Source organism: Burkholderia sola (assembly GCF_905400185.1).
GTDB lineage: Bacteria > Pseudomonadota > Gammaproteobacteria > Burkholderiales > Burkholderiaceae > Burkholderia > Burkholderia sola.
In genome coordinates, this window is record NZ_FR989675.1 from 766,967 (window position 1) to 790,683 (window position 23,717).

The window sequence follows — 23,717 nt, forward strand, 5'->3', positions numbered from 1 at the left end:
GTCAGCCCGGCGTGCGACCGTCCAGGACGCGTTCAAGCGCGTCGAGCGCGCGGGCCGTCGAATCCGGCGCGATGCAATCGACGACGATCCGCTCCGGCATCGCGCGCAGCCACGTGATCTGGCGCTTGCAAAGCTGACGTGTCGCGAAGATGCCCTTGTCGCGCATCGTCCGGTAGTCGGTGTCGCCGTCGAGGAATTCCCATGCTTGCCGGTAGCCGACGCAACGCATCGACGGCAGGTCGGGATGGAGATCGTCGCGGCGGCGCAGCCGTTCGACTTCGTCGATGAAGCCCGCGTCGAGCATCGCGTCGAAGCGCTGCGCGATCCGCGCGTGCAGTACCGCGCGGTCCGACGGCTCGAGCGCGACCGGCACGAAGCGGTATGCGGCGGCCGCATCGTCCGTGCGGCGTGGCGCGGCGAGCAGCGCCGACATCGGCTGCCCGCTCAACATGAAGATTTCGAGCGCACGCTGGATCCGCTGCGAATCGTTCGGCGCAAGCCGCGCGGCCGTGTCGGGGTCGACCTGCGCGAGCCGCGCGTGCAGCGCGGGCCAGCCATCGCGCGCGGCGTCGGCGTCGAGTGCCGCGCGGACCTCCGGATCGGCGCCCGGCAGGTCGTTGAGCCCTTGCGTCAGCGCCTTGTAGTACAGCATCGTGCCGCCCGCGAGCAACGGCGTGCGGCCGCGCGCGACGATCTCGCCGATCAGGCGCAGCGTGTCCGCGCGGAATTCCGCAGCCGAATACGCGTCGGCCGGGTCGATGATGTCGATCAGGTGATGCGGCACGCGCGCGCGCTCGTCGCGCGACGGTTTCGCGGTACCGATATCCATGTCGCGGTAGACGAGCGCCGAATCGACGCTGACGATCTCGATCGGGCGGCGCGCGGCGAGCGCCAGCGCCGCGGCGGTCTTCCCCGAAGCGGTGGGGCCGAGCAGGCAGGCGATCGTCGTCGGACGGGAGGGCGAAGCAGCGCTCATTGCCCGCGCATGAAGAGACGGTCGAGATCGTTCAGCGTGAGCTGATACCAGGTCGGCCGGCCGTGATTGCACTGGTCCGCGCGCTCGGTCGCCTCCATCTGGCGCAGCAGCGCGTTCATTTCGTCGAGCGTCAGGCGCCGGTTCGCGCGCACCGCGTGATGGCACGCGAGCGTGCCGAGCAGTTCGTGCTGGCGCTCGGTGAGCACGCGCGAGCCGCCGAACGCGTGCAGGTCGGCGAGCACCGCGCGCGCCAGCGATTGCAGGTCGGCGTCCTTCAGCAGCGCCGGCACCGCGCGGATCGCGAGCGTCGTCGGCGACAGCACCGCAAGGTCGAAGCCGAGCGATTCGAGCGTGTCGCGTTCTTCCTCGACCGTGCCGATCTCGACCGGCGTGGCCGTCATCGAGATCGGCAGCAGCAGCGACTGCACGGCGACCGTGCGGTCGGCGAGCGCGTTCTTGAACTGCTCGTACAGGATCCGCTCGTGCGCCGCGTGCATGTCGACGATCACGAGGCCGTATGCGTTCTGTGCCAGCACGTAGATCCCGTGGATCTGGCCGAGCGCGAAGCCGAGCGGCTGGTCGTCGTGCGCGCCGGCCGCGAGCGGCGACGCGGCGAAGCCCGGCAGCGGCGCGACCGGTGTGTCGGCCGGATCGGCCGCATCGCGGGCGATGAGCGTCGTGCCGTCCGGCGTGCCCGCGCCGCTGTCCTTGCGGCCGAACAGCGCGTCGTAGAGCGCGAGCGGCTGCGCGACGGGCAGCGTGCCTTGCGTCATCCGCGCCTGACGCATCCACGTGTTGCCGGACGACGATGACGATGACGATGACGACGACGAGAAGCCGCTGCCGCCGATTCCGCCGCTGCCGCCTGTCGCGTGGCCCGGGCTTTGGCCGAGCGGCGTGTCGAGGAACGACGACGGCCCGCGCGGCGCGGGTTCGAGATGCGCGGCATGGCCGCCCGCCGTGGTTTCCGGCGACGCGCCCGCATGGCGCGCGAGCGCCCGCTGGACCGCATGGAACACGTACTGGTGGATCGAGCGCGAATCGCGGAACCGCACTTCGATCTTCGACGGATGCACGTTCACGTCGACGGCTTCGGGCGGCAGGTCGAGGAACAGCACGTACGACGGATAGCGGTCGCCGTGCAGCACGTCCTCGTAGGCCGCACGCACCGCGTGCGTCAGCAGCTTGTCGCGCACGAAGCGGCCGTTCACGAAGAAATACTGCTGGTCGGCGCGCCCGCGGCTCGCGGTCGGCAAGCCGGCGCAGCCGTACACGGCGAGCGGGCCGGCCTGCTCGTCGAGCGGCAGGTGCGCGGTCGCGAAGCTGTCGCCGAGAATCTTCGCGACGCGCTGCGCGGGCTCGGTCGCATTCCAGTGCTCGACGGCCTTGCCGTTGTGCAGCACCGAGATCGCGACGTCCGGCCGCGCGAGCGCCGCGCGGCGGATCATTTCCAGGCAGTGGCCGAATTCGGTCTGCTCGCTCTTCAGGAACTTGCGTCGCGCGGGCGTGTTGAAGTACAGCTCGCGCACCTCGATCGTCGTGCCGATCGAGCCGGCGGCGGGCGACAGCACGCCCGTCTGCGCGTCGATCTTCATCGCGTGCGCGGCATCGGCCGTCCGGCTCGTGATCGACATCTCGGCGACCGACGCGATCGACGCGAGCGCTTCGCCGCGAAAACCGAGCGTCGCGACCGCCTCGAGCTCCTCGAGCGAGCGGATCTTGCTGGTCGCGTGGCGCATCAGCGCGAGCGCCAGTTCGTCCGGCGGAATCCCGCAGCCGTCGTCGGTGATCGAGATGCGCTTGACGCCGCCTTCTTCCAGCACGATGCGCAGCGTCGTTGCGCCGGCATCCATTGCGTTCTCGAGCAGTTCCTTGACGACCGACGCCGGGCGTTCGACGACTTCGCCGGCGGCGATCTGGCTGATCAGCTGGTCGGGCAGGGGCTGGATCGCGCGCAGCGGGCGCGCGGCGGGGGCGGGCGCGGCGCCCGCGGCCGTTTCGGTGATATCGGACATGGCCGAATTATAGCGAGGCCGCGAACGCATGCCGGGGCGGCCGACCGTTACGTTTTTTCACGGAGCCTTAAGGTAGTTTCGGTATCATCACCCCGTTGCACGCGCCGCCTTGGCTGGCGGCCGCCTCGGCCATGTCTGGCCTGTTCCGGCCGTTCCGGCCCCATCGCCTTCGAGGAATCGCATTTGGATACGCTGCTTCATTTCGTCAACCTTGTCCTGCATATCGACGCTTTCCTCGGCGATTTCATCCGGCAGTACGGTGCGTGGGTCTATCTCGTGCTGTTTCTGATCGTGTTCTGCGAGACGGGCCTCGTCGTGTTCCCGTTCCTGCCCGGCGATTCGCTGCTGTTCATCGGCGGCGCGTTCGCGGCGACGGGCGAAATGAACGTCGGCGCGCTGATCGTGCTGCTGCTCGTCGCGGCGATTACCGGCAACACCGTGAACTACCTGATCGGCCGCTGGGTCGGCCCGAAGGTGTTCAATACGCATATCCCGGTGCTCGAGCGCTTCCTCGATCGCGCCGCGCTACAGAAGACCCACTCGTTCTACGACAAGCACGGCGGCAAGACGATCGTGCTCGCGCGCTTCATTCCGGTCGTGCGCACGTTCGCGCCGTTCGTCGCGGGGGCGTCGTCGATGAGCGTCGGGCGCTTCCAGTTGTTCAACGTGATCGGCGCGCTGGTGTGGGTGCTGCTGCTCGTGCTGCTCGGTTATTTCTTCGGCAACATCCCGTTCGTCCGCCAGTACCTGAACGTGATCGTGCTGGTCGGGATCGGCGCGGCAATCGTGCCGGTCGCGCTCGGCGCGGTATGGAAGCTCGTGCGCGGGCGACGCTCGGACGGGACGCCGAAGGCGGGCGGGCGCTGACGCGGCGCGCTTCGGCGCAATGAAAAAGCGTGGCAGTTTACGGCTGCCACGCTTTTTTTTTCGTCCGTGCGGTTCGGCCGCTGCTTTCGTCACGCGTTGCGTTGCGAGACCGGCGTTTCGGGCGTCGGATAGCCGGCTTCGCGGAACGTGTCGAGAATCACGCGGTGGGTGTCGCAGTACACCTGCCAGTAGTTCTCCGGCTGAGTCGACGGGCGCACGAACAGCAGCGGGCCTTCCGGCGTGAACTGCAGCACGCCGACGTCCGGCGCCGGTACCTTCAGCACGTTCGGAACCAGCTGGATCTGCGTCTTCAGGCGGTTGATCGCATCGGCCGCGTCGACGCTGTGCGCGATCTTCGCGGTCAGGTCGACGCGGCGGTGCGGCGTCGCGCTGTAGTTCGCGATGTTGTCCGAGAAGATCTTGTTGTTGCCGACGATCGTCACGATGTTGTCGGCGGTGATGATCGTCGTGCCGAACAGGCCGAGCTCCTTCACGGTGCCCGTGACGCCGCCCGCGCTGATTACGTCGCCGATCTTGAACGGGCGCAGCACCTGCATGAACACGCCGGCGGCGAAATGCGCGAGCAGGCCGCCCCAGGCGGTGCCGATCGCGAGACCGAGGCCGGCGAGCAGCGCGGCGAACGAGGTCGTCTGTACGCCGAAGATCTGCAGGATCGCGAGGATCAGCAGGATCGTCAGCAGCACGCCGACGACGGAGGTCAGGTAGTCGGTGAGCGTCGGGTCGACCTTGCCGCTGCGGCGAACGACCTTGCCGAGCAGGCGGGTACCGATGCGGATCGCCCAGCGGCCGACGAACCACAACACGATCGCGGCGAGGAGGTTGAGGCCGAAGTCGAGGCCGCGGGTCATCAGGAATTGCTGGGCGGTGGCGAGATCGATCACGCGTTCTCCGAAGTCGAGGGTAAAAGGGCGGCGCATGCGCCGGAATGGGAGGCGCTTTTATAACCTGACCTGTGAAGCGCGGGCAACCGGGCTGACATTGGTTGACGTAATGAAAAGCGGGCAGGACGTGGGTGCGTGCCGCCCGTTCGAGGTCCGGCCTGTCGTGGCGCGCGCCGGTGTAGCGTCGCTCACCGCGCTGCGCGCCCGTAGGTGTCCTCGAAGCGGACGATGTCGTCTTCGCCGAGATATGCGCCCGACTGGACTTCGATCGGTTCGAGCGGAATCGTGCTGGGGTTCGTCAGCCGGTGGGTCGCGCCGAGCGGGATGTAGGTCGACTGGTTTTCGGTCAGGTCGCGCCGCGGTGGCCGACGATGGCGCGATGTTCGCGGCGATGGAGGTTCACGACGGGCAGCGGACGACGGTCGACGACGTGCATCAGCCGTTCAACGGCAATTTCTGCATGATCGCGTGCACGCATTCCCGCGGACCTGCTTCGCCCGTGCGGACGTGCACGTCGGGCGATACCGGTTTTTCATAGGTCGATTCGATGCCGGTGAACTGCCGAAGCGTCCCTTGCCTTGCCCGCGCATAGAGCCCTTTGGGGTCGCGCGCTTCCGCCACATCCAGCGCAACGTCGACGAAGACTTCGAAAAACATGCCCTGCGGGAAGCGGGCGCGCGCTTTGGCGCGTGCGTCCCGAAACGGCGAGATCAGCGCAACGATGACGACGAGCCCGGCAGCCACCATCAGGCGCGCGACCTCGGCCGTCCGACGAATGTTCTCGTGGCGGTCTGCGTCGCTGAATCCGAGATCCTGGTTCAATCCTTCGCGAAGCTGGTCGCCGTCCAGCAGAAAAGTCCGAAGGCCGTGTGCATCGAGCTGTTCCTTCAGAAGATTCGACAGCGTCGATTTACCGGCACCGGACACCCCGGTGAGCCATACCACGAACGCATGGTCCTGCTTCATGCTGGAAAGCACGGATTGATTGCCCGTCGACATGACAGGGCGGGAATTGGAGCGATCTTGCGTCATCTCGGATTCGATGTGCCGGTAACGGCGTCGTACATTATTGATGCGAATTCATTCGTCGCCGAATTGTAACGGCGCCTTTAAAAATTGGTAAGTTGAATATTTTGATCGGGAATAAGCGCTTGCCTTCAAGCGGCGCGATGGTGTGCGCACCGCGTCCGTCCGGTAATGATTGCCGGCCCGTTGTAATGATTCGAAATAATGTGCGTGGTCGACAGGGTTCTCGACCGCATGTCGATTTATCGACCTGGATTCGGGGGTCGACATGAAGTCACAAGGGCATTAATTTTTTATTCGGCGAAATATCGCAATAGCCAGCACGGGCTGCTTTGTGATGCGTCTCTGTCACTTATTATCGAATTGGGGAATTATCCGAGGGCATGTTTTCCGACCTTATTTGCCGGGCGACGATTGGCGTCCCTTCCGATTGCGTCGGCAGCACCGAGCGCCGGCCCCGTTGAAAGCCGGATCGCCGCGATTGCCCTGTCGCGCTGAAGTATCGGCTACCTGAATACGCTGGATTTCGTCAGGACTGCGGCACGTCATTTGTGCCGCGGCCCGAACGGCCGCTGCTGCACATCGGCGCCGTGCGCGACGATCGCCATGCCCTCCGGCACTTCCTCCCACGCGCCGCGCAGGTCGACGAGCGGCTCCGACACGACCATGAACGCATCGTCGCCGGCTTCCGCGATGCGCGGGTTATGCGGATACAGCGCGTGCAGGTGCTTGAACGACGTGCTGTGGAACAGCGAGCGCGATTGCCGTTCGCTCGAATAGCGCGCCGCGACGATCCGTTCGCCGTCGGTCGCGCAGATCGTCATGTTGAGCGGATCGGCGACGCGATGCCGCGCGGCGGTTTCCTCCACCACGCCGACCATCCGTTCGAGCGCCGGCAGCGGCGCCTGCTCGAGACCGTACGTCAGCGCGAGGCGGAACATCAGTTCGGAGTCGGTCGAGCCTTCGAGCGTCGGGAACAGCGCGGGATCGACCTTCATCGTCAGGTCGCGGCGCAGCTTGTGGAAGTCGCGGATCAGCCCGTTGTGCGCGAACAGCCAGCGGCCGTGGCGGAACGGATGGCAGTTGGTTTCCTGCACGGGCGTGTCGGTCGCCGCGCGAATGTGCGCGATGAACATCGGCGAGCGGATCGCACGCGCGGCCTCGCGCAGGTTGCGGTCGTTCCAGGCGGGATGCACGGAGCGATAGCGGAACGGAAGTTCGTCGGGATGCCCGTACCAGCCGATGCCGAAGCCGTCGCCGTTGGTGGTCGTCGCGCCCAGCTCCGAATGCAGGCTCTGGTCGATCAGCGAATGCTTCGCGCGGAACAGCACGGTTTCCAGATGGATCGGATTACCCGTATAAGCGAGCCAGCGGCACATGGAGCGCTCCTTCACGATGTATCGTTCGCGCATGGTAGCCGACTCCGCGACGCTTACGCGTCCACGCGAGTCGCCACATTCGTCACACATGGCAGGCCCATACGCGCGATGCGCAATCGCCCAGCCGGCGGCCGGGCGCCACGCAGCGCACGCAACAATGAATGGGGTGCGGCACGACGATCGTGCCGCACCGCGCTGGCTCAGTCGCCGAGCGCGTCCATCACGCGCGCCGAATAGACGAGCGCCGCGCCCGCATTCAACGCGATCGCGACGCCGAGCGCTTCCGCCACTTCCTCCTTGGTCGCGCCATGCTTGGCCGCTTCGGCCGTATGCACGGCGATACAGCCGTCGCAGCGCGTCGTGACGGCCACCGCGAGCGCGATCAGCTCGCGCGTTTTCGCGTCGAGATGGCCCGTCTTGGCGCCGGCGCCGGCCAGCGCCTGGTAGCCGGCCAGCGTATCGGGCGACAGCTTGGCGATGTCGCCGATACGCGTCGAGAGTTCCTTCCGGTATTCGTTCCAGTTCAGCATGATGCGTCCTTGTCGAGAAGAGTGAGGAGGGCGGCGGGCGCCGCGATCTCGGGCGATGCAACGCTATTCTGATCGCTGTCGAGGAGAGTGTGGATACGTCAGGGTGTCAATTTTCAGCGCAATCGTCTCACGGATGCATTGCATCAACCGCGGCTCGCGCTTGCGGCGAATGCGCGGCGGGGCCGTCGTGACGCGCGCCAAAGCTGCTACCATGCGCAAAACGCAGGTCAATGACAACGATTTCGAACAACAAGAAAGAGAGGGCAACGCAATGAACCAGACCACCATCCAGCAGCCGTCGTTCGCGTTCGTGGCCGCATCGTGGGCCGCGCTGATCGCCGGTTTCGCGGCCTTCCTGATCGGGCTCTGGAACGCCGGCATGCAGCTCAACGAGAAGGGTTACTACTTCACCGTGCTGGTGTTCGGCCTCTATGCGGCGATCTCGCTGCAGAAGAGCGTGCGCGACCGCGCCGAAGGCATTCCCGTCACCGGCATCTACTACGGTCTCAGCTGGATCGCGCTGCTGCTGTCGATCGCGCTCCTGATCGTCGGTCTCTTCAACGCGACGCTGCAATTGAGCGAAAAGGGCTTTTACGCGATGTCGTTCGTGCTCGCGCTGTTCGGCTCGGTGGCCGTGCAGAAGAACACGCGCGACTTGCAGAACGCGAAGCCGCGCTATACCGACGCCGATTCCGCGCCGTCGATCCAGGAGTGACGGCACGCGCAGCGGGCGCCCGCCGAGGCCGCCCGCTGCGCGACGATGTCCGCGCCGCCCGCATTCGCCGGCGTGCCGCAGACCCGCCGTCCTTTCGTTTTGTCCATGCCGTCGCGCATGACGATGGAGATATTCCGGATGCCGAACCTGACCGACACCGCAGCGCGGACGCACGCGACCGCCCGTTCCGTAGCCGCGCGGGCCGCGCTTGTGCTGGAGACCAACAACCTGCGCGGCGGCGCGGGCCTTGCGCAGGCCGTCGGCAGCCTGAAACGCCTGGTGGCGGCGCTGTCGAAACAGACCGTGCCGCCGGCCGCCCTTGCGCAATGGATCATCACGCACGACGGCCTGCCCGCCGACGCGTGCGCGGAAATCGCCGCGCTGGCCGACCGCCCGATCGACTTCGTCGAGATCGGCGCGAGCACCGGCTACTACGATGCGAAGAACGACGGCTTCGATCGCGTCGATGCCGATCGCTGCGACATCGTCGTATTCGGCGATGCCGATTGCCGGCCGGCCGACGACTGGCTCGAGCACCTGCTCGCGCCGTTCGCGCGCGACGCGGGCGACGCGCCCGTCGCGGTGGCGGGGCGGACCAGCTACGCGCCCAACGTGCTCGGCATCGCGCTGACGTCGATCGATTTCATGTATTTCCCGAGCCCGCTGCGTGATGGCGCGACGCGCAACTTCTACGCGAACAACGTCGCGTTCCGGCGTGACGTGTTCGCGCAGTTCCGCTACGAGCCGCTCGACGGCGTCTATCGCGCGCATTGCCAGGTGATGGGGCTGCGGATGCAGGCGGCCGGCGTGGCCGTCGAATTCGCGCCGGCCGCGCATACCGAGCATCGGCTGCCGGACACGCATCGCGAGTCGCTGAAGCTGCGCTGGATGCGCGGCGAGGACAGCGTCGGGTTGACGCCGTATCTCGTGCACGCGTACCTGCCGCGTCGATGGCAGTGGCTCGGCCGCAGCGGCCCGCTCGGCCCGTTCTGCGTGATGGCGATGCGGCTCGGCTACAGCCTGCGCGCGCTCGATCGCCAGCAGTTGCCGCGACTGGGCGCCGCGCGCTATCTCGCGGCTGCCGGCGTCACGATCGCCGCGTCCGCCGTCGATACGCTCGGCGCGCTCGCGCGCGGTTTCGGGCTCACGGGACGCGCATCGACCCGGCGCGATCTCGATGCGCTGTCCTATCACCGTCATTGAAACGGCGCCGCGCCTCGCGGCCACGACACTTCGACATCCTGATTCTGTTCCGACGACGACCATGCCCTCACTCGCCACTCGCATTGCCTGTCTCGCCCTGCTTGCCGCCAGCGTCGGCGCCAATGCCGCACCGGTCGATCGTGCGGGGCGCGGGATTTATCACTTCATGTCGCGAAGCGGCTGCCCGTTCGCGAATGCGGCCGCGTCGGACTGCAATCGCATCGCGCTCGATGCGCCCGACGGTCACGCGAGCATTGACACCGATGCGCATGCGATCGTCTTCTCGAGCGATGCGAACCGCCGCACGAAGGACGTGTTCGGCGACGTGCTGCTGCAAGGCACGGGCGTCGATGCCGACGGGCGGCGCGTGCCGTTGAGCGTGCACGTTCTGCTGCGTCGCGACGGCCGGAAATGGGACCGCGACGTGTACGTCCATGCGCCCGTGCACGGCTCGTTCACCGATGTGCGGATCGATCCGTATCGTGTGCGCGTGAAGGACGGCGATCGTGAGCGCGACGTGCTCACGCCGGACGAAACGCTTGCGCTGTTCGCGCATCCGTCGCTCGCTTCGCGGCTGGCGCGCCATCTTGTGAAGGTGAGTGCGACCGATCCGAAGCAGCCGCTGGCGGACGACATCACGATCGCGCTCGGTGTCGGCGGCCTGACGAAGGCGGTCGCGCGCGCGAGCTTCACGTCGAACGCGCCGCACGATGCCGACGTCGATCGCGCGCTCGCGTCCGGCACGTGGTCGATCCGCTTCGACGCGCTGAGCAATCGCATTCCGGTGTGGGTCGCACAGCGCGAGCTGTTCCTGTTCGGCCTCGATGGCAGCGCACTCGTGAAGGACGTGCGCGAGCGCGGCTTTCGGAAGAACGACCGGATCGAGTTCGGCGCGCGCGACGGCAGCGGCTATCTGCGCGTGAATGGCCGCGAGGAAGCGTTCGCGGGCGCGGCAGCCTCTGCGCATGCGTTCATGCAGGAAAGCTTCGTCGGCCTGATCCTCGGCTGGCGTCGCGATCCGGCGGCTGCCGCGACGCCATCTTCATCCGCGCGGGGCGAGCCGGCATGACCGCGGCAAGCGAATTGCCGGTGTCGTCGCAGGCCGGGCACGGCGAGCGCTTCGATTGTCTCGATGCGCCCGTGCCACGCGGTACGGCGCGGATGCGCGCGTATCTCGTCGATCGCATCAAGCGGGCGGCGATCCGGCAACTGCATCGCAGCATGCATGGCGAGCGCTGGATGCTGCGCATGTACCTGATCGGCGAAGAAGCGACCGAGTGCGCGCTGCATGAGGACTGGACCGGACAGCCGCCGGACTGGCTCGCGCCGCGCATCGACCAGCATCTCGCGGACGAGCGCCGCCACGCGGCCGCATTTGCCGATGCGTTGCGCCGGCGCGGCGTCGACGTGTCGACCGGCCCGCACGAACCCGACTGGCTGAGCCGGCGCAAGATCGTGCGATGGCGGCGTCTGGCGCAGCGCTACGCGCCGCATTTCGCGCAAGGCGTACTCGTGCCCGCGTATGCGACCGGCCTGTGCGCGGAACAGATGGCAATGCGCGTGCTCGCGCGCCACTGCGCGACGATCGGCGACACGCATCCGCTGTATCCGTTGCTGTCGCGCGTGCTCGCCGACGAGACGCGCCACGTCCGGCTTTGCGCCGATACGCTGCGCCGCCTCGTCGAGCCGTCCGAGGCCGCGTCGCTCGCCGCGTTGCTGGACGAGATCCGCGCGATCGAAGCCGGTTTCGGCGTGACGGGCGCGCTGGCGATGGTCGCGGCCGGCTGGCTCCAGTCGCTTCGTCCGCGCGCATGATGCCGCGCATCGTCTATCTCGCGACCGCCGACGCGCGCGGCCATCTGATGCGCGCGCAACTGCTCGTGCATGCGTTGCGCGCGGCCGGCGCGCAGGTCGACGTGCTGACGACGTCCGACGCCGGGCAGGCATTTCTCGCCGCGTTCGGCATCGACGCGGACGTGTTGTCGCGGCACTACGCGGTGCAGTTCGACGAGCGGCAGAACATGCTGCGCGACGCGACCGATCGCAATGTCGCGCACTACGTGTTCAGGCCGACCCGCATGCTGCGCGACATCGTGCGGCTGCGTGCGATCGTTCGCGATGCGGATCTCGTGGTCAACGACTCGTTTCATCCGGCGCTGCTGTTCATGGGGGCGGTGCCGGGCTGGCGGCGTCGCGTCGTCCACGTGTATGGCGGCAGCCTGCGCCGCGCGTTGACCGCGAATTTCGATGCACGACTGCCGCGCGTGCTGGCGCGCGCTTTCGCGCGGATCGTCGACTGGCAGATCGATGCGGCGCTGGGCCGTATCGAGCACGATTTCGCGTACGGCTTCGCCGACGATGCGCCGCGCTCGCACCGGCATCGCCGGCTGCCGACGCCGGTGCCGATCGTCGCCGAACGGCCGGCGCACGAACGCGTTGCGGCGGCCGTTTATCTGAATCCGCACTTTCGCGACGTCGCGCTCGCCGATGCGTTGTCGGCCGGCATGCGCGACGCGGGGCTCGCCGCCCACCGCGTGGGCGAGGGCTACGCCGGACACGACGGCTGGACCGGCGTCGACGCCGACTGGCCGACGCGCGCCGCGCATGCGCCGTTGATCGTATCGGCGCCCGGCATGGCCGCGTTGTCGATTGCGCGCGTGTATCGCCGTCCGATCCTGCTCGTGCAGACCGATCAGCCCGAACAGGCGAGCAACGCCGCGCGCGCGGCACGGCTGCAACTCGTGCACCGCGTGGTCACATGGCGGGGCGATGCGGCGGCATTCCGGCGCGAGGTCGGGCAGGCGTCGATCGAACTGATGCGCGATCCCGGTACGCCGGCGGGGACGCGAGCGGGCCGCGAGCATGCGCGTGCGCGTGTCGACGCGTGGACATCGCACCTCCTCGCGCTGGGTCCGCATGCGCGAGCGGCCGACGCGGCAACCCGATGCGAGGCACCAGCGCCGCGATGAATACGCGCATGTTTCAGGACGATCGCCGGCCCGATGTCCGGCAGATGCTGGCCGCGACATTCGGCCTGGTCGCGGGCCTCGCGATCTTCTTTCTGCTGGAGCGCGGCGTCACGCCGCGCTACGTGCTGGCCACGGCGATCGATGCGCGGATTCCGTTCATCGCATGGTCGTGGTTCGTCTATGTCGCGTTCTTTCCGTTCGTGATTGCGCTCGCCGCGTACGCGCGACCGTCCGCGTTCGCCGCGTTCAGGGACGCCGTGCTGATCGCGTTCGTGCTCGGCGTGGCCTGCTTCCTGATGTTTCCGGAAGCCGTGCCGCGGCCCGACATCGCCGAGATCGGCAATGCATTCGTGCGTCGGCGTCTGGCGCGCATGTGGGCGCTCGATCTTGCGGCCAACGGCTTCCCGAGCCTGCATGTCGCGGTGACGTGTCTCGCGTGCCGGATGCTGGTGGACCGGCGCCGGATCGTCGCGGCGGCGATCGGGCTGCTGATCTGCGCGTCGACGCTGACGCTCAAGCAGCATACGGTCGCGGACGTGCTGGGCGGGTTCGTGCTCGCGGCGGTCAGTGCGCTGTGGGTCGAGCGGCGTTTGCCGCGCAGGAGGCTCGCATGACGGAGGCGCACGTTCACCGCGCCGGACCGAACGTCGGGCTCGCCCGGTTCGTGCCCGATCCGGGGCTGTTTCGCGTGAGCGCGGCGCGTGTCGGCATGGCGCTGGCGGGTGACTGGCTGATGATTGCCGCCGCGTTTGCCGCTGCGATCGCGTTTGCGCATCCGCTGGCCTACGCGTGCGCGGCGATCGTGATCGCGCGCAGCCAGCTCGCGCTCGCGGTCATGATGCACGAAGGGGCGCACGGGTTGCTTGCACGGAACCGGCGCGTCAACGACGTGCTCGGGCAACTGCTCGCGGCCGGCCCGCTATGGCTGTCGCTGCGCACGTATCGGGCGGGCCATCTGAAGCACCATCGCGCGCCGATGCAAGCGGACGACCCCGTCGCGCTGCTGTTCGGCGTGCACGACTATCCGGCGACGCGCGGGCGATTGATCGTCCGCCTGCTCGCGTATGCGTGCGGCGTCGGCTACGTGACGAGCGTCGTGAAGCTCGCGCGCGGCGCGTTCGCGCATGCGTTGCCGAAGGTCGAAAAATCGCGTGCGTATGCGGCGTGGGAGATCGCGTCGATGCTGGCCGGCAACGGCGCGCTGTTCGGCGCGCTCGCGCTGGCCGGACATCCGCTGCTGTACGTCGCGTTGTGGATCGTGCCGTCCGTCACCTTGTTGCCGTTCGCCGGGCAGGTGCGCGCGATCTTCGAGCACGCGGGGTTGCCGGCCGGCGCCGATCAAAGCCGCAACGCACGCACGATCGTCCGGCGTTCATGGCAGACGTTCCTGTTCGGCCCGCATGCGATTCATTTCCATATCGAACATCATCTGTTCACGCGGATGCCGTTCCATAACTTGCCGGTCGTGCATCGGCAACTCGCGCAATTGCGGTTGCTGCCCGACGGCAATCTGTATGCCGGATATGGTGCGGTACTGCGGGACGTGAGTGCGCGGTGATCGGTCGGGCTCAGGTTGCGCGCGGCCGAGTGTGTGACGAGCATCGTCGGGAATTCTGCTCGAACGGTGCGGCGACAGACGCAAAAAAGCCTCCGCGAGGGAGGCTTTTTTACACTATCAAAGATAGTTGGTAGGGTGGGAGGGACTCGAACCCTCGACTCTCTGATTAAAAGTCAGATACTCTAACCAACTGAGTTACCACCCCACGTTCTTGAAACCTGTCGGTTCGTTGCTTCAACAACCTGGGCAACGACCTAAAGAGCAAAAGATTATAGCGACGGGTTACAGGGCTGTCAACAACCCGTCACGATAATTATTTGATGGTTTCGAGCTTGCCCTGCGCCGTCTGCGCCGCGTTCGAGCCGGCGTACTGCGACACGACCTGCTCGAACGTCTTCTTCGCGGCCGCCTTCTGGCCTTGTTCGAGCTGGTTCGTGCCGATCGCCACGAGGGCGTCGGCCGCGCGCGGGTGTTGCGGGAACTTGCTGACGATCCCTTGCCACGTCGCGGTCGAACCACGGTAGTCGCGCAGCGCGTATTGCGCGTTGCCGTACCAGTACTGCGCGGTCGGCTGATAGGGGCTCTGCGGATACTTCGCGATGAACGCGCGGAACGAAGCCGCCGCCGCCTTGAAGTTGCCGTTGCGGAACTGCTGCTGCGCCGCGCTGAGCGCATCCGTTTCACCCGGCTGCACGGTGCCTTCGACACCGTCGATCGTCGCCTGCTGCGGCTCGAACTTCTTGAGCCGCGTGTCGAGATCCTGGTAGTACTCCTTCTGCTGCCGCTCGAGCGTCGTCAGCCGGTTCGTCAGATCCTCGTTCTCGCCGCGCAGCGTCGCGACCTGCTGGTTCAGCTGGTCGATACGGCCGGATTGATCGAGGATCGTACGCTGGGCGGCCGACAACTGGCTCGACAGGTTGTCGCTCTTGCTGCGCAGATCGAGCACGGCACGGCGCGCTTCGTTGTCGTCGAACATGCCGGCGTGCGCCGGCGCGGCCGACCACGCCGCGCCCGCGACGCAGAATGCTGCGGCAACGCGCAGCCAGGTTGAACGGTGCGTCATACGGCGATTCTTCCGTTACTTACTGTTGGTAGACGAGGTCGGCGCGACGGTTCTGCGCCCACGATGCTTCGTCGTGACCCGTTGCCTGCGGCTTTTCCTTGCCGAGGCTCACGGCTTCCATTTGCGAGTCGTTCACGCCGAGCAGGGCCATCGCACGGCGGACGGCTTCCGCACGCTTCTGGCCCAGCGCGAGGTTGTACTCGCTCGTGCCGCGTTCGTCGGTGTTGCCCTGGATCAGCACGTGGCGCTGCGGGTGGCTCTTCAGGTACTGCGCGTGCTGCTGCATCAGCGGCTGGTACTCGTCCTTCACCGAATAGCTGTCGAAGTCGAAGTAGATGCTGCGCTTCGCGAGCGGGCTGTTCGGGTCGTTCAGCGGATCGACGTTCACTTGCGCGACGTTGTCGGCGCTCGGCTGCGTGCCGATTGCGCCCGCGTTGTTCGCCTTGTCGTCGAGCTTCACGCCCGACTTGCACGCTGCAAGCGCGCTGATCATCATCACGGCCAGGGCCAGACGAGCTTTATTCGACATCATGGTTACTCTCCTTGTGGTCATTGCATGAAGGGCCCCCACGACGGCTCGCGAACGGAGCCGCCCTGGACGGACAGGATCTGCGGCGGCGCGCTGCCGTCGGAGGGCACTGCAGCCAGCACGTTGCGGCCACCCGACTGGGTGGCGTACAGAAGGTACTGGCCGTTTGCCGCGAAGCTCGGCGATTCGTCGCGATTGGTATTCGTGATGGCGTTCGCCGCGCCACTCTGCAGATCCTGAACGTACAGCTTGAAGCCCCCACCCGTGCGGGAGATGTAAGCGAGCAGCTTGCCGTCCGGGCTCACGCGCGGGCTCGTGTTGTAGCTGCCGGTGAAGGTCACGCGCTGCGCGGCGCCGGCGCTCTCACCCTGTGCAGGCATCCGGTAGATTTGCGGCGCACCGCCGCGGTCGCTCGTGAAGTAGATCCAGCGGCCGTCCGGCGAGTAGAACGGCTCGGTGTCGATCGAGCTGCTCTGCGTGAGACGGCGCAGGCCGCCGCCGTTCGCGTTGACCGTATAGATTTGCGTATTGCCCGTCAGCGACAGCGCGACGGCGAGCGTGTTGCTGTCCGGCGACCACGCCGGTGCGCTGTTGTTGCCCTTCTGGTCGGAGACCATGTAGCGGCGGCCGGTCGGCAGGTCGTGGATGTAGACGATCGGCTTCTTGCGCTCGAACGACACGTACGCGACCTTCGTGCCGCTCGGCGACCACGCCGGCGAGATGATCGGTTCGGTGCTCGACAGCGCGATGCGCGCGTTCTGGCCGTCCGAATCCGAAATCTGCAACTGGTAGCGGTTGCCGGTCTTGATCACGTACGATAGGCGCGTGGCGAACACGCCGCGCACGCCGAGCAGCTTCTGGTAGATGTAGTCGGCGATCTTGTGGCCGGCCGTGCGCAGCGTGGTGTCGGTGGCCGTCAGCGACAGGCCGCCGAGGCTTTGCTGCTTCACGGTGTCGTACAGGATGAAGTTGACCTTGTACTGGCCGTTCGCGTCGCGGTTCACGCTGCCGGCGACGAACGCATTCGCGCCCTTGGCCTTCCATGCGCCGAGATCGACCGATGCGGTCTCGGGCACGGGCGTGCTGCCGGCGTCGATGTTGGTGAATTTGCCGCTGCGGGCGAGGTCGGCGCGCACGATCGACGTGACCTGCTGCGGCAGGTTCGCCTCGTTCGTGAAATTCGCGGTGGCAATGGGGAACTGGGTCGACCCGACGCCGGTGATCAGCACGTTGACCTGGGCGTTAGCGGCGCTGCCCGCCGTGATCAGACACGAGGCCACGAGTGCCCTGAAACCTAGCTTTGTCATCAAACTCATGCTTCTTGCTTCCCGTATGGCTTGGATCGCTGCGCAACCGCAGAGACAGTAAAAATACCCGATTCGTTCCCGTCCGACAGCGACGCCCGGAGTGTAAGCGCATTTCGTTTCACTCCGCTGCCTTGAAGGTAATCGTAATGTCGGACGGGGTCCGACCGTTAGAATCGGGCGGCAACGGGACCGATGCGTGGATCGCATTGACCACGGCTTGATCCCACCCCGAATTCCCGCTCGAGCGGGAGACCGATGCGCTCAATACGTCACCGGACGGCGTGCACCGAATCTTGACGACGGTGGTCAGGCCTGCCCGTTCGCCGCCCCAAACGATGTTCGGCTTGACGCGGCGGCGCACCTTGTCGGCATAGCCGGGCGTCGCGGCATTGCCGCCGGAGCCCGTGCCGGTGCCGCTTTTCGCGAGGCCGTCGCCACCGCCTTCGCCGGCGCCCGACAGCCCCTGCATCTGCGCGAGGCGCGCGCTGCGCTCGCGGTCCAGCTTCGCGTTCGCCGCCGCATTGGCCTTCGCGCGCGCCGCGGCTTCGGCCTTCGCCTTGGCCTGGGCTTCCGCCTTGGCCTTCGCGGCTGCGTCGGCTTTCGCCTTCGCCGCCTGCTGCGCTTCGAGCTGCGCCTGCTTTTGCTGCTGGAGTTTCTGCTGTTCGAGCTTCTGCTGCTCGGCGAGCTGCTGTTGCTTGAGCTTGTCGGCCTGCTTCTGTTTGTCGCGTTCCGCGGCTTTCTGGGCGGCGAGCGCGGCGGCCTGTTGCGCGGCGAGCTGCGCGCGCCGGGCTTCCTCTTCCTGCTGGGCCTTCAGTTGCTGCGCGCGGCGCTGCTGCTCGAGCTGCGCCGCGCGCGCGGCCGCTTCCTGCTGACGCTTCTTCTGCTGCAGCGCGATGTCGGCCTGCTCGTCGCGCACCGGCGGAGGGGGCGGAGCGACCTTCGCGGGCGGCGTGGGCGTGACGACGGGCCGCGGCGCGGGGACGTCGGGCACTTCGGTCCACAGCTCGGCCTCGGCGCCGGCCGGCGTACTGTTCTGCCACTGCACGCCGTGATAGAGGAACAGCGCGAGCAGCACGTGCATCAGCGCGGCGAGCGCGAACGCGCGCCACGTCCCGCGCTCCCGGGGAGGCTGGAGCGGGTAGGCGGACCTGCGCGTGGATTGCTGCCGGTTCATTGCGATTTGACGAGGAGGCCGACGCGCTTGACGCCGCGCGCCTTCAGATCGGACATCACGGTCATGACGGCATCGTACTGCACGGTCTTGTCGGCTGCGATCACGACCGGCTGGTCAGGGTGATCGGCCTGCCGGGCCGTGATGAAGCTGTCGAGCTCGGCCTTCGTCATCGTGTCTTCCTGGGTCGCGCCCGAGTCGCCCTTGTACTTGACGCTCATCGTGCGGTCGGCCTTGATGTTGACGACGACGGGCGGCGTCTGCTCCTGCGGCGCGGCATTGCCGACGGTCGGCAGGTTGATGATCGACGGCGCGACGAGCGGTGCGGTGACCATGAAGATCACGAGCAGCACCAGCATCACGTCGATGTACGGCACGACGTTGATGTCGGCCATCGCGCGGCGCGAGCGGCCGCCGCGCATGCTGGATCGAATGGGACTTCCTGCCATGGCGCGCTCCTTACTGGGCCTGACGCTGCAGGATGTTCGAGAACTCTTCGATGAAGGTCTCGAAGCGGATCGCGAGGCGGTCGATGTCGTGCGCGTAGCGGTTGTACGCGACCACCGCCGGAATCGCGGCGAACAGGCCGATCGCGGTGGCGACGAGCGCCTCGGCGATGCCCGGCGCGACATTCGCGAGCGTGGCCTGCTGCACGTTCGCGAGGCCGCGGAACGAATTCATGATCCCCCAGACCGTGCCGAACAGACCGATGTACGGGCTGACCGAGCCGACCGACGCGAGGAACGCGAGATTGGCTTCGAGCACGTCCATTTCACGCTGGAACGACGCGCGCATCGCGCGGCGCGCACCGTCGAGCACGAGGCCCGGATCGCTGAGGCGCTTTTCCTTCGCCTTCAGGAATTCGCGCATCCCGGATTCGAAGATCCGCTCGAGCGCACCGATCGTGTGGCGGTTGTTGGCCGCGCTTTGATACAGCGCCTGCAGGTCGCCGCCCGACCAGAAATCCTTCTCGAAGCGTTCGGTCTGCGCGCGCGCGCGGCGGATCGCGAACCACTTGCGGAAGATGAAGGTCCACGACATCAGCGACAGCAGCAGCAGCAGCCCCATCACGGCCTGGGCCAGCACGCTCGCGTTGAGGACGAGGGAAATGATCGACAGGTCTTGAACAGTATTCATAGAGGTTTGAGTAACGTCCCTTCGGGAGTGCCCGGCAAGGGCGTCCGGTGTGCGTGCGGCGCGGCGCGCCGGCGAGGCCTGACGCCGAACCTTGCTTAGTATCGAATCAGAACGGCAAGTTCATAGGCTGTGTCTAAACGGCGCTCATGCGAGCTTCGTTGACAAACCAGTCTGCCCCGCGTCGATGACGGGCCCGCGTTGCAGCGCGTCGAGCACGGCCGGCGGGATGGCCGCGGGCCGGATGCCGTGACGGTCGACGCAGCCGAGGCGGATCTGCCCGGCCACGAGCAGCGTGTCGCCGCACCAGGCTTCCTGCGTGAATTCCACCGATGCGCGACCGATGCGTCCGGGGCGGCTCGTGATCGTCAGCGTGTCGTCGAGTCGCGCCGGCGCGCGGTAGTCGAGCGACGTGCTGCGCACGATGAAGATCGCATCGGTCTCGTCGGAGAGCCGACGCTGGTCGACGCCGCATGCGCGAAGCCACTCGGTGCGGGCGCGCTCGAAGAACTTCAGGTAGTTGGCATAGAAGACGATGCCGCCTGCATCGGTATCCTCGTAGTACACGCGCACCGGCCAGGTAAAGCCGGACGGCGCTTCCGGGGAGCGGGTAGGCTGAGTCATGGCGCGCATTCTACCGGAAGGCAAAGATGGGATTCGTAACCGATTCGTAACGGAATGTAGTGCGTCGTGGCACACCGCGGGCCGGCCGGAGCCGGGCCCGCGGCTGCGGGCGACGTGTCAGCCGCGATGGACCGTGAGGCCGGCCGGGGCTTGCGCGACCGGCATCATCTCGATCGTATTGATGTTGACGTGCGCGGGGCGCGTGGCGATCCAGTAGATCGTGTCGGCGATGTCTTCGGCCGTGAGCGGCTGGACGTTCTGATAGACGTTCGCCGCTTTTGCATCGTCGCCGCGGAAGCGGACGTTCGAGAATTCCGTGCCGCCGCACAGCCCCGGCTCGATGTCGGTTACGCGCAACGGCGTGCCGATCAGGTCGGTGCGCAGGTTCAGGCTGAATTGTCTGACGAAAGCCTTGGTCGCGCCGTATACATTCCCGCCCGGATACGGATAGGTGCCGGCCACCGAGCCCAGATTGAAGATATGGCCGCGACCGCGCGCGATCATGCCGGGCAGCAACGCGTGCGTGACGGTCACGAGGCCCGAGCAGTTCGTGTCGATCATGGTCTGCCACTCGTCGAGGCTCGCCTTCTGGGCCGGCTCGACGCCGAGCGCGAGGCCGGCGTTGTTGACGAGCACGTCGAGCGCGGCGAATTCGGCGGGGAGGGCGGCCGGCACGGCTTCGACGGCCGCGCGGTCGCGCACGTCGAGCTCGAACGGCAGCAGCGCGTCGCCGAGTTCGGCCGCGAGCGCGTCGAGACGATCCTTGCGGCGTGCGGTGGCGACGACGCGATGGCCGCCCTTGACGAAGGCGCGGGAGATGGCGGCGCCGAAGCCGGCGGACGCCCCTGTGACGAACACGATCATTGCTGCTCCTGGTCGGTAACGGAATAGCGGGTGGAATCCCGCAAGCCTACTGAGAATGCCGCACCGCGGCAAGACGGCGAAGCGTTCCGGCACGGGCGCGTAGAGTCCGGCCCTCATTGTTTGGAGGCCACTGCCGTGCGGTTGCCTATTCATGACGCATCCAATACACTAATGCGCTCATCACCCCTGCGTGACTGGCGATAGAACCCTTCGGGTTCAAGGTGGAGCATCCCACCGTGAAGCGCGGGGCGCCGTTTTTGCCGTTCGCCTGGGCAGCCGTTGTGCGCCGTCGCGTGCATCGCCGGTGGCTGTCCTGCCTCGCGTCATACGGATTCTTCCGCCACGTCGAGCTGGTCTCGCCAGCAGCGCACCGTACTCGGCCGCTCCGGTCAACCTGTACACACTTAACGGAAACCGTATGTTTGACAGAGCCCAAAGCACCATTGCGAACGTCGATCCCGAAATCTTTGCAGCGATCGAGCAGGAAAACCGCCGCCAGGAAGATCACATCGAACTGATCGCGTCGGAAAACTACACGAGCCCGGCCGTGATGGCCGCACAAGGCTCGCAGCTCACGAACAAGTACGCGGAAGGGTATCCGGGCAAGCGCTACTACGGCGGCTGCGAGTACGTCGACGTGGTCGAGCAGCTGGCGATCGACCGTGTGAAGCAACTGTTCGGCGCGGAAGCCGCGAACGTGCAGCCGAACTCGGGTTCGCAGGCGAACCAGGGCGTGTTCTTCGCGATGCTCAAGCCGGGCGACACGATCATGGGCATGAGCCTCGCGCATGGCGGCCACCTGACGCACGGCTCGCCGGTGAACATGTCGGGCAAGTGGTTCAACGTGGTGAGCTACGGCCTGAACGAAAACGAAGACATCGACTACGAAGCGGCCGAGCAACTCGCGCAGGAACACAAGCCGAAGCTGATCGTCGCGGGTGCGTCGGCGTTTGCGCTGAAGATCGACTTCGAGCGTCTGGCGAAGATCGCGAAGTCGGTGGGCGCGTACCTGATGGTCGACATGGCACACTACGCTGGCCTGATCGCGGCGGGCGTGTATCCGAACCCGGTGCCGCACGCGGATTTCGTGACGACGACGACGCACAAGAGCCTGCGCGGCCCGCGCGGCGGCGTGATCCTGATGAAGGCCGAGTACGAGAAGCCGATCAACTCGGCGATCTTCCCGGGGATCCAGGGCGGCCCGCTGATGCACGTGATCGCGGCGAAGGCCGTGGCGTTCAAGGAAGCGCTGTCGCCTGAGTTCAAGGAATATCAGCAGAAGGTGGTCGAGAATGCACGCGTGCTGGCCGAAACGCTGGTCAAGCGCGGGCTGCGGATCGTGTCGGGCCGCACGGAAAGCCACGTGATGCTGGTCGACCTGCGCGCGAAGCACATCACGGGCAAGGCAGCGGAAGCGGCGCTCGGCGCGGCGCACATCACGGTGAACAAGAACGCGATCCCGAACGACCCGGAAAAGCCGTTCGTGACGAGCGGCGTGCGCCTGGGTTCGCCGGCGATGACGACGCGCGGTTTCGGGCCGGCGGAAGCCGAGCAGGTGGGTAACCTGATTGCCGACGTGCTCGAGAATCCGGAAGACGCAGCGACGATCGAACGCGTGCGCGCGCAGGTCGCCGAGCTGACCAAGCGTTTCCCGGTCTATCGCTGATCGCCGATGCGCTGCCCGTTCTGCCGGCATGACGACACGCAGGTCGTGGACTCGCGCGTGTCCGAAGATGGCGCCGCGATTCGGCGGCGCCGGCGCTGCTCGGCTTGCGACAAGCGTTTCACGACGTACGAGCGGGTCGAGTTGTCCCTGCCGTTCGTCGTGAAGAAGGACGGCAGCCGCACGGAATTCGACCGTCGCAAGATCGTCGCCAGCATGCAACTCGCGCTGCGCAAGCGACCGGTTGCCGCCGACGCGATCGACGCGGCGGTCGCCCGCATCGAGTATCAACTGCTCGCGACTGGCGAGCGCGAAGTGCGTAGCGAGAAGCTGGGCGAACTCGTGATGAACGAGTTGCGCGGCCTCGATACGATCGCCTATGTGCGCTTCGCATCGGTGTATCGCCAGTTCGAGGACGTTTCCGAATTTGCCGACGTGATCGAAGAGTTCCGTCGCGCCTCTCCCGCCAAGACCCCACGTAAGCGCTGACGCGCTGCGTTCGTTCATCGTCTGCTCCATTGGTTCGATTTGCGCCGATTGTGTCGGTTGCGATCGCATGTCGCCAGTCGGCCGTTCGGCCAATGGCGCACATCCGCACGCGCCGCTACAGTCGTCGCATCACCGTGGCGGAGGACGATTGCGATGGAACCGGGCGCTCAACCCTTTAAGAATGTGGTGCAACGGTCGGGCGGATTCACGCTCGTCGAGCTGATGGTCGCCATGTCGCTGGCAGCGGGGCTCGCGCTCTATGCGGTGCCCACGTTCGACCAGTGGCGCATGCGCGAACGCGTGGATGCCCGTTCGCGCGCGCTGCTCGGTGCGCTGTCGTTTGCGCGTGCCGAGGCAACGCGTCTCGGCGCGCGCGTCACGCTGTGCCGCGCCGGGCGCAACGGCGCCTGTCTGCGTGCCGGTGAGCAATGCGATCCGGCCGAATGGTCGTGCGACTGGATCGTCAGCGGGCAAGTCGACGGGCAGTCGCGTGTGCTGCGACGCTACCCGCGCGATGCCGAAGTGGCCGTCGCGGGCGCCGCGCATGAGCTCGCATTTGCGCCGCCGGTCGGTCAGTCGATCGGCGGCATCCGGCGTTTCGAGGTGCGTCCACGGCGCAGCGTGTCCGGCGCCGACGACGCGCGCGCGTCGCGTTGCGTGCGGATTGCGGCAGGCGGTCGCGCGCGGCTGGTCGCCGGCCGCTGCGACGCGGCGTGATCGCGATGCGCAATGC

25 protein-coding genes, 1 tRNA gene, 1 pseudogene and 1 riboswitch are annotated in these 23,717 nt (G+C 66.8%); of the genes and pseudogenes, 11 read left to right on the forward strand and 16 right to left on the reverse strand.

Features of this window, described 5'->3' with window-relative positions:
• Position 1: 1 nt before the first annotated feature.
• Positions 2-976 (reverse strand): tRNA (adenosine(37)-N6)-dimethylallyltransferase MiaA, encoded by a 975-nt coding sequence (gene miaA, locus KR541_RS03500; protein WP_050011756.1) that lies wholly within the window; start codon positions 974-976, stop codon positions 2-4.
• Positions 973-2,991: a DNA mismatch repair endonuclease MutL gene (mutL, locus tag KR541_RS03505; protein WP_050011755.1), complete on the reverse strand. Its 2,019-nt coding sequence runs from the start codon at positions 2,989-2,991 to the stop codon at positions 973-975. The genes miaA and mutL overlap by 4 nt, the downstream gene beginning before the upstream one ends.
• Positions 2,992-3,174: 183 nt before the next feature.
• Here mutL and KR541_RS03510 point away from each other — a divergent pair, with 183 nt between their 5' ends.
• Positions 3,175-3,858, forward strand: coding sequence for a DedA family protein (locus tag KR541_RS03510; RefSeq protein WP_050011754.1), 684 nt, complete (start codon positions 3,175-3,177; stop codon positions 3,856-3,858).
• A gap of 89 nt (positions 3,859-3,947) precedes the next feature.
• Here the strand turns inward: KR541_RS03510 and KR541_RS03515 are convergent, their stop codons facing one another.
• The 5 genes and pseudogenes from KR541_RS03515 to KR541_RS03535 all read right to left on the reverse strand — a co-directional run bounded on the left by KR541_RS03515 (position 3,948) and on the right by KR541_RS03535 (position 7,695).
• Positions 3,948-4,760 (reverse strand): mechanosensitive ion channel family protein, encoded by an 813-nt coding sequence (locus tag KR541_RS03515; RefSeq protein WP_050011753.1) that lies wholly within the window; start codon positions 4,758-4,760, stop codon positions 3,948-3,950.
• A gap of 188 nt (positions 4,761-4,948) precedes the next feature.
• A pseudogene (locus KR541_RS03520) lies at positions 4,949-5,110 on the reverse strand (mannose-1-phosphate guanylyltransferase/mannose-6-phosphate isomerase); the annotation flags it as partial.
• An 85-nt stretch (positions 5,111-5,195) separates the two neighbouring features.
• Positions 5,196-5,759: an adenylyl-sulfate kinase gene (cysC, locus tag KR541_RS03525; protein WP_050011752.1), complete on the reverse strand. Its 564-nt coding sequence runs from the start codon at positions 5,757-5,759 to the stop codon at positions 5,196-5,198.
• A 572-nt stretch (positions 5,760-6,331) separates the two neighbouring features.
• Positions 6,332-7,165, reverse strand: a complete 834-nt coding sequence (locus KR541_RS03530) for a class II glutamine amidotransferase (protein WP_050011751.1) — start codon at positions 7,163-7,165, stop codon at positions 6,332-6,334.
• 200 nt (positions 7,166-7,365) lie between these two features.
• Entirely contained in the window at positions 7,366-7,695 is a 330-nt protein-coding gene (locus KR541_RS03535) for a carboxymuconolactone decarboxylase family protein (protein ID WP_027788276.1), read from the reverse strand.
• Positions 7,696-7,966: 271 nt separating this feature from the next.
• On the opposite strand from KR541_RS03535, the gene yiaA reads away from it, so the two are divergent.
• The 7 genes from yiaA (at position 7,967) to KR541_RS03570 (ending at position 14,140) form a co-directional block, all read left to right on the forward strand.
• Positions 7,967-8,410, forward strand: a complete 444-nt coding sequence (gene yiaA, locus KR541_RS03540; RefSeq protein WP_050011812.1) for an inner membrane protein YiaA — start codon at positions 7,967-7,969, stop codon at positions 8,408-8,410.
• Between the two features lie 138 nt (positions 8,411-8,548).
• Entirely contained in the window at positions 8,549-9,613 is a 1,065-nt protein-coding gene (locus KR541_RS03545) for a glycosyltransferase family 2 protein (RefSeq protein ID WP_089488622.1), read from the forward strand.
• A gap of 61 nt (positions 9,614-9,674) precedes the next feature.
• Complete coding sequence (locus KR541_RS03550; protein WP_176015557.1) at positions 9,675-10,682, forward strand: hypothetical protein; 1,008 nt, start codon at positions 9,675-9,677, stop codon at positions 10,680-10,682.
• The gene (locus KR541_RS03555) at positions 10,679-11,428 is read left to right on the forward strand and encodes a hypothetical protein (protein ID WP_050011749.1); all 750 of its coding nucleotides are present in this window, start codon (positions 10,679-10,681) and stop codon (positions 11,426-11,428) included. The genes KR541_RS03550 and KR541_RS03555 overlap by 4 nt, the downstream gene beginning before the upstream one ends.
• Positions 11,425-12,582, forward strand: a complete 1,158-nt coding sequence (locus tag KR541_RS03560) for a glycosyltransferase family protein (RefSeq protein ID WP_050011748.1) — start codon at positions 11,425-11,427, stop codon at positions 12,580-12,582. Before KR541_RS03555 ends, KR541_RS03560 begins: the two co-directional genes overlap by 4 nt.
• An 8-nt stretch (positions 12,583-12,590) precedes the next feature.
• A complete protein-coding gene (locus tag KR541_RS03565; RefSeq protein WP_245171856.1) occupies positions 12,591-13,196 on the forward strand; it encodes a phosphatase PAP2 family protein in 606 nt (201 codons plus the stop codon).
• On the forward strand, positions 13,193-14,140 hold the full coding sequence (locus KR541_RS03570) for a fatty acid desaturase family protein (protein ID WP_050011746.1): 948 nt from the start codon (positions 13,193-13,195) through the stop codon (positions 14,138-14,140). Before KR541_RS03565 ends, KR541_RS03570 begins: the two co-directional genes overlap by 4 nt.
• 128 nt (positions 14,141-14,268) lie before the next feature.
• Here KR541_RS03570 and KR541_RS03575 read toward each other — a convergent pair.
• The 9 genes from KR541_RS03575 to KR541_RS03615 form a co-directional block, all read right to left on the reverse strand.
• Positions 14,269-14,345, reverse strand: a tRNA-Lys gene (locus tag KR541_RS03575).
• A gap of 108 nt (positions 14,346-14,453) precedes the next feature.
• Positions 14,454-15,203 carry a tol-pal system protein YbgF gene (ybgF, locus tag KR541_RS03580; protein WP_006484965.1) on the reverse strand — a complete coding sequence of 250 codons (750 nt, stop codon included), beginning with the start codon at positions 15,201-15,203 and terminating at the stop codon, positions 14,454-14,456.
• 19 nt (positions 15,204-15,222) lie between these two features.
• Positions 15,223-15,735 (reverse strand): peptidoglycan-associated lipoprotein Pal, encoded by a 513-nt coding sequence (pal, locus tag KR541_RS03585; RefSeq protein ID WP_050011745.1) that lies wholly within the window; start codon positions 15,733-15,735, stop codon positions 15,223-15,225.
• 17 nt (positions 15,736-15,752) lie between these two features.
• Entirely contained in the window at positions 15,753-17,048 is a 1,296-nt protein-coding gene (gene tolB / locus KR541_RS03590) for a Tol-Pal system beta propeller repeat protein TolB (RefSeq protein WP_050011744.1), read from the reverse strand.
• 109 nt (positions 17,049-17,157) lie between these two features.
• Complete coding sequence (gene tolA, locus KR541_RS03595) at positions 17,158-18,213, reverse strand: cell envelope integrity protein TolA (protein WP_050011743.1); 1,056 nt, start codon at positions 18,211-18,213, stop codon at positions 17,158-17,160.
• Entirely contained in the window at positions 18,210-18,659 is a 450-nt protein-coding gene (gene tolR / locus KR541_RS03600) for a protein TolR (protein WP_050011742.1), read from the reverse strand. The genes tolA and tolR overlap by 4 nt, the downstream gene beginning before the upstream one ends.
• Before the next feature lie 10 nt (positions 18,660-18,669).
• Entirely contained in the window at positions 18,670-19,347 is a 678-nt protein-coding gene (tolQ, locus tag KR541_RS03605; RefSeq protein WP_006476795.1) for a protein TolQ, read from the reverse strand.
• A gap of 144 nt (positions 19,348-19,491) precedes the next feature.
• Positions 19,492-19,977 (reverse strand): tol-pal system-associated acyl-CoA thioesterase, encoded by a 486-nt coding sequence (gene ybgC, locus KR541_RS03610; RefSeq protein ID WP_050011741.1) that lies wholly within the window; start codon positions 19,975-19,977, stop codon positions 19,492-19,494.
• Between the two features lie 108 nt (positions 19,978-20,085).
• The gene (locus KR541_RS03615) at positions 20,086-20,832 is read right to left on the reverse strand and encodes an SDR family NAD(P)-dependent oxidoreductase (RefSeq protein ID WP_050011740.1); all 747 of its coding nucleotides are present in this window, start codon (positions 20,830-20,832) and stop codon (positions 20,086-20,088) included.
• Positions 20,833-21,012: 180 nt separating this feature from the next.
• Positions 21,013-21,113, forward strand: a riboswitch (ZMP/ZTP riboswitch).
• A gap of 137 nt (positions 21,114-21,250) precedes the next feature.
• Between KR541_RS03615 and glyA the strand changes: the two genes are divergently transcribed.
• The 3 genes from glyA to KR541_RS03630 all read left to right on the forward strand — a co-directional run bounded on the left by glyA (position 21,251) and on the right by KR541_RS03630 (position 23,701).
• Complete coding sequence (glyA, locus tag KR541_RS03620; protein ID WP_050011739.1) at positions 21,251-22,498, forward strand: serine hydroxymethyltransferase; 1,248 nt, start codon at positions 21,251-21,253, stop codon at positions 22,496-22,498.
• 6 nt (positions 22,499-22,504) lie between these two features.
• Positions 22,505-22,984: a transcriptional regulator NrdR gene (gene nrdR, locus KR541_RS03625; protein ID WP_050011738.1), complete on the forward strand. Its 480-nt coding sequence runs from the start codon at positions 22,505-22,507 to the stop codon at positions 22,982-22,984.
• Positions 22,985-23,137: 153 nt separating this feature from the next.
• Entirely contained in the window at positions 23,138-23,701 is a 564-nt protein-coding gene (locus KR541_RS03630) for a GspH/FimT family pseudopilin (protein ID WP_050011737.1), read from the forward strand.
• The last annotated feature ends 16 nt before the right edge of the window (positions 23,702-23,717 follow it).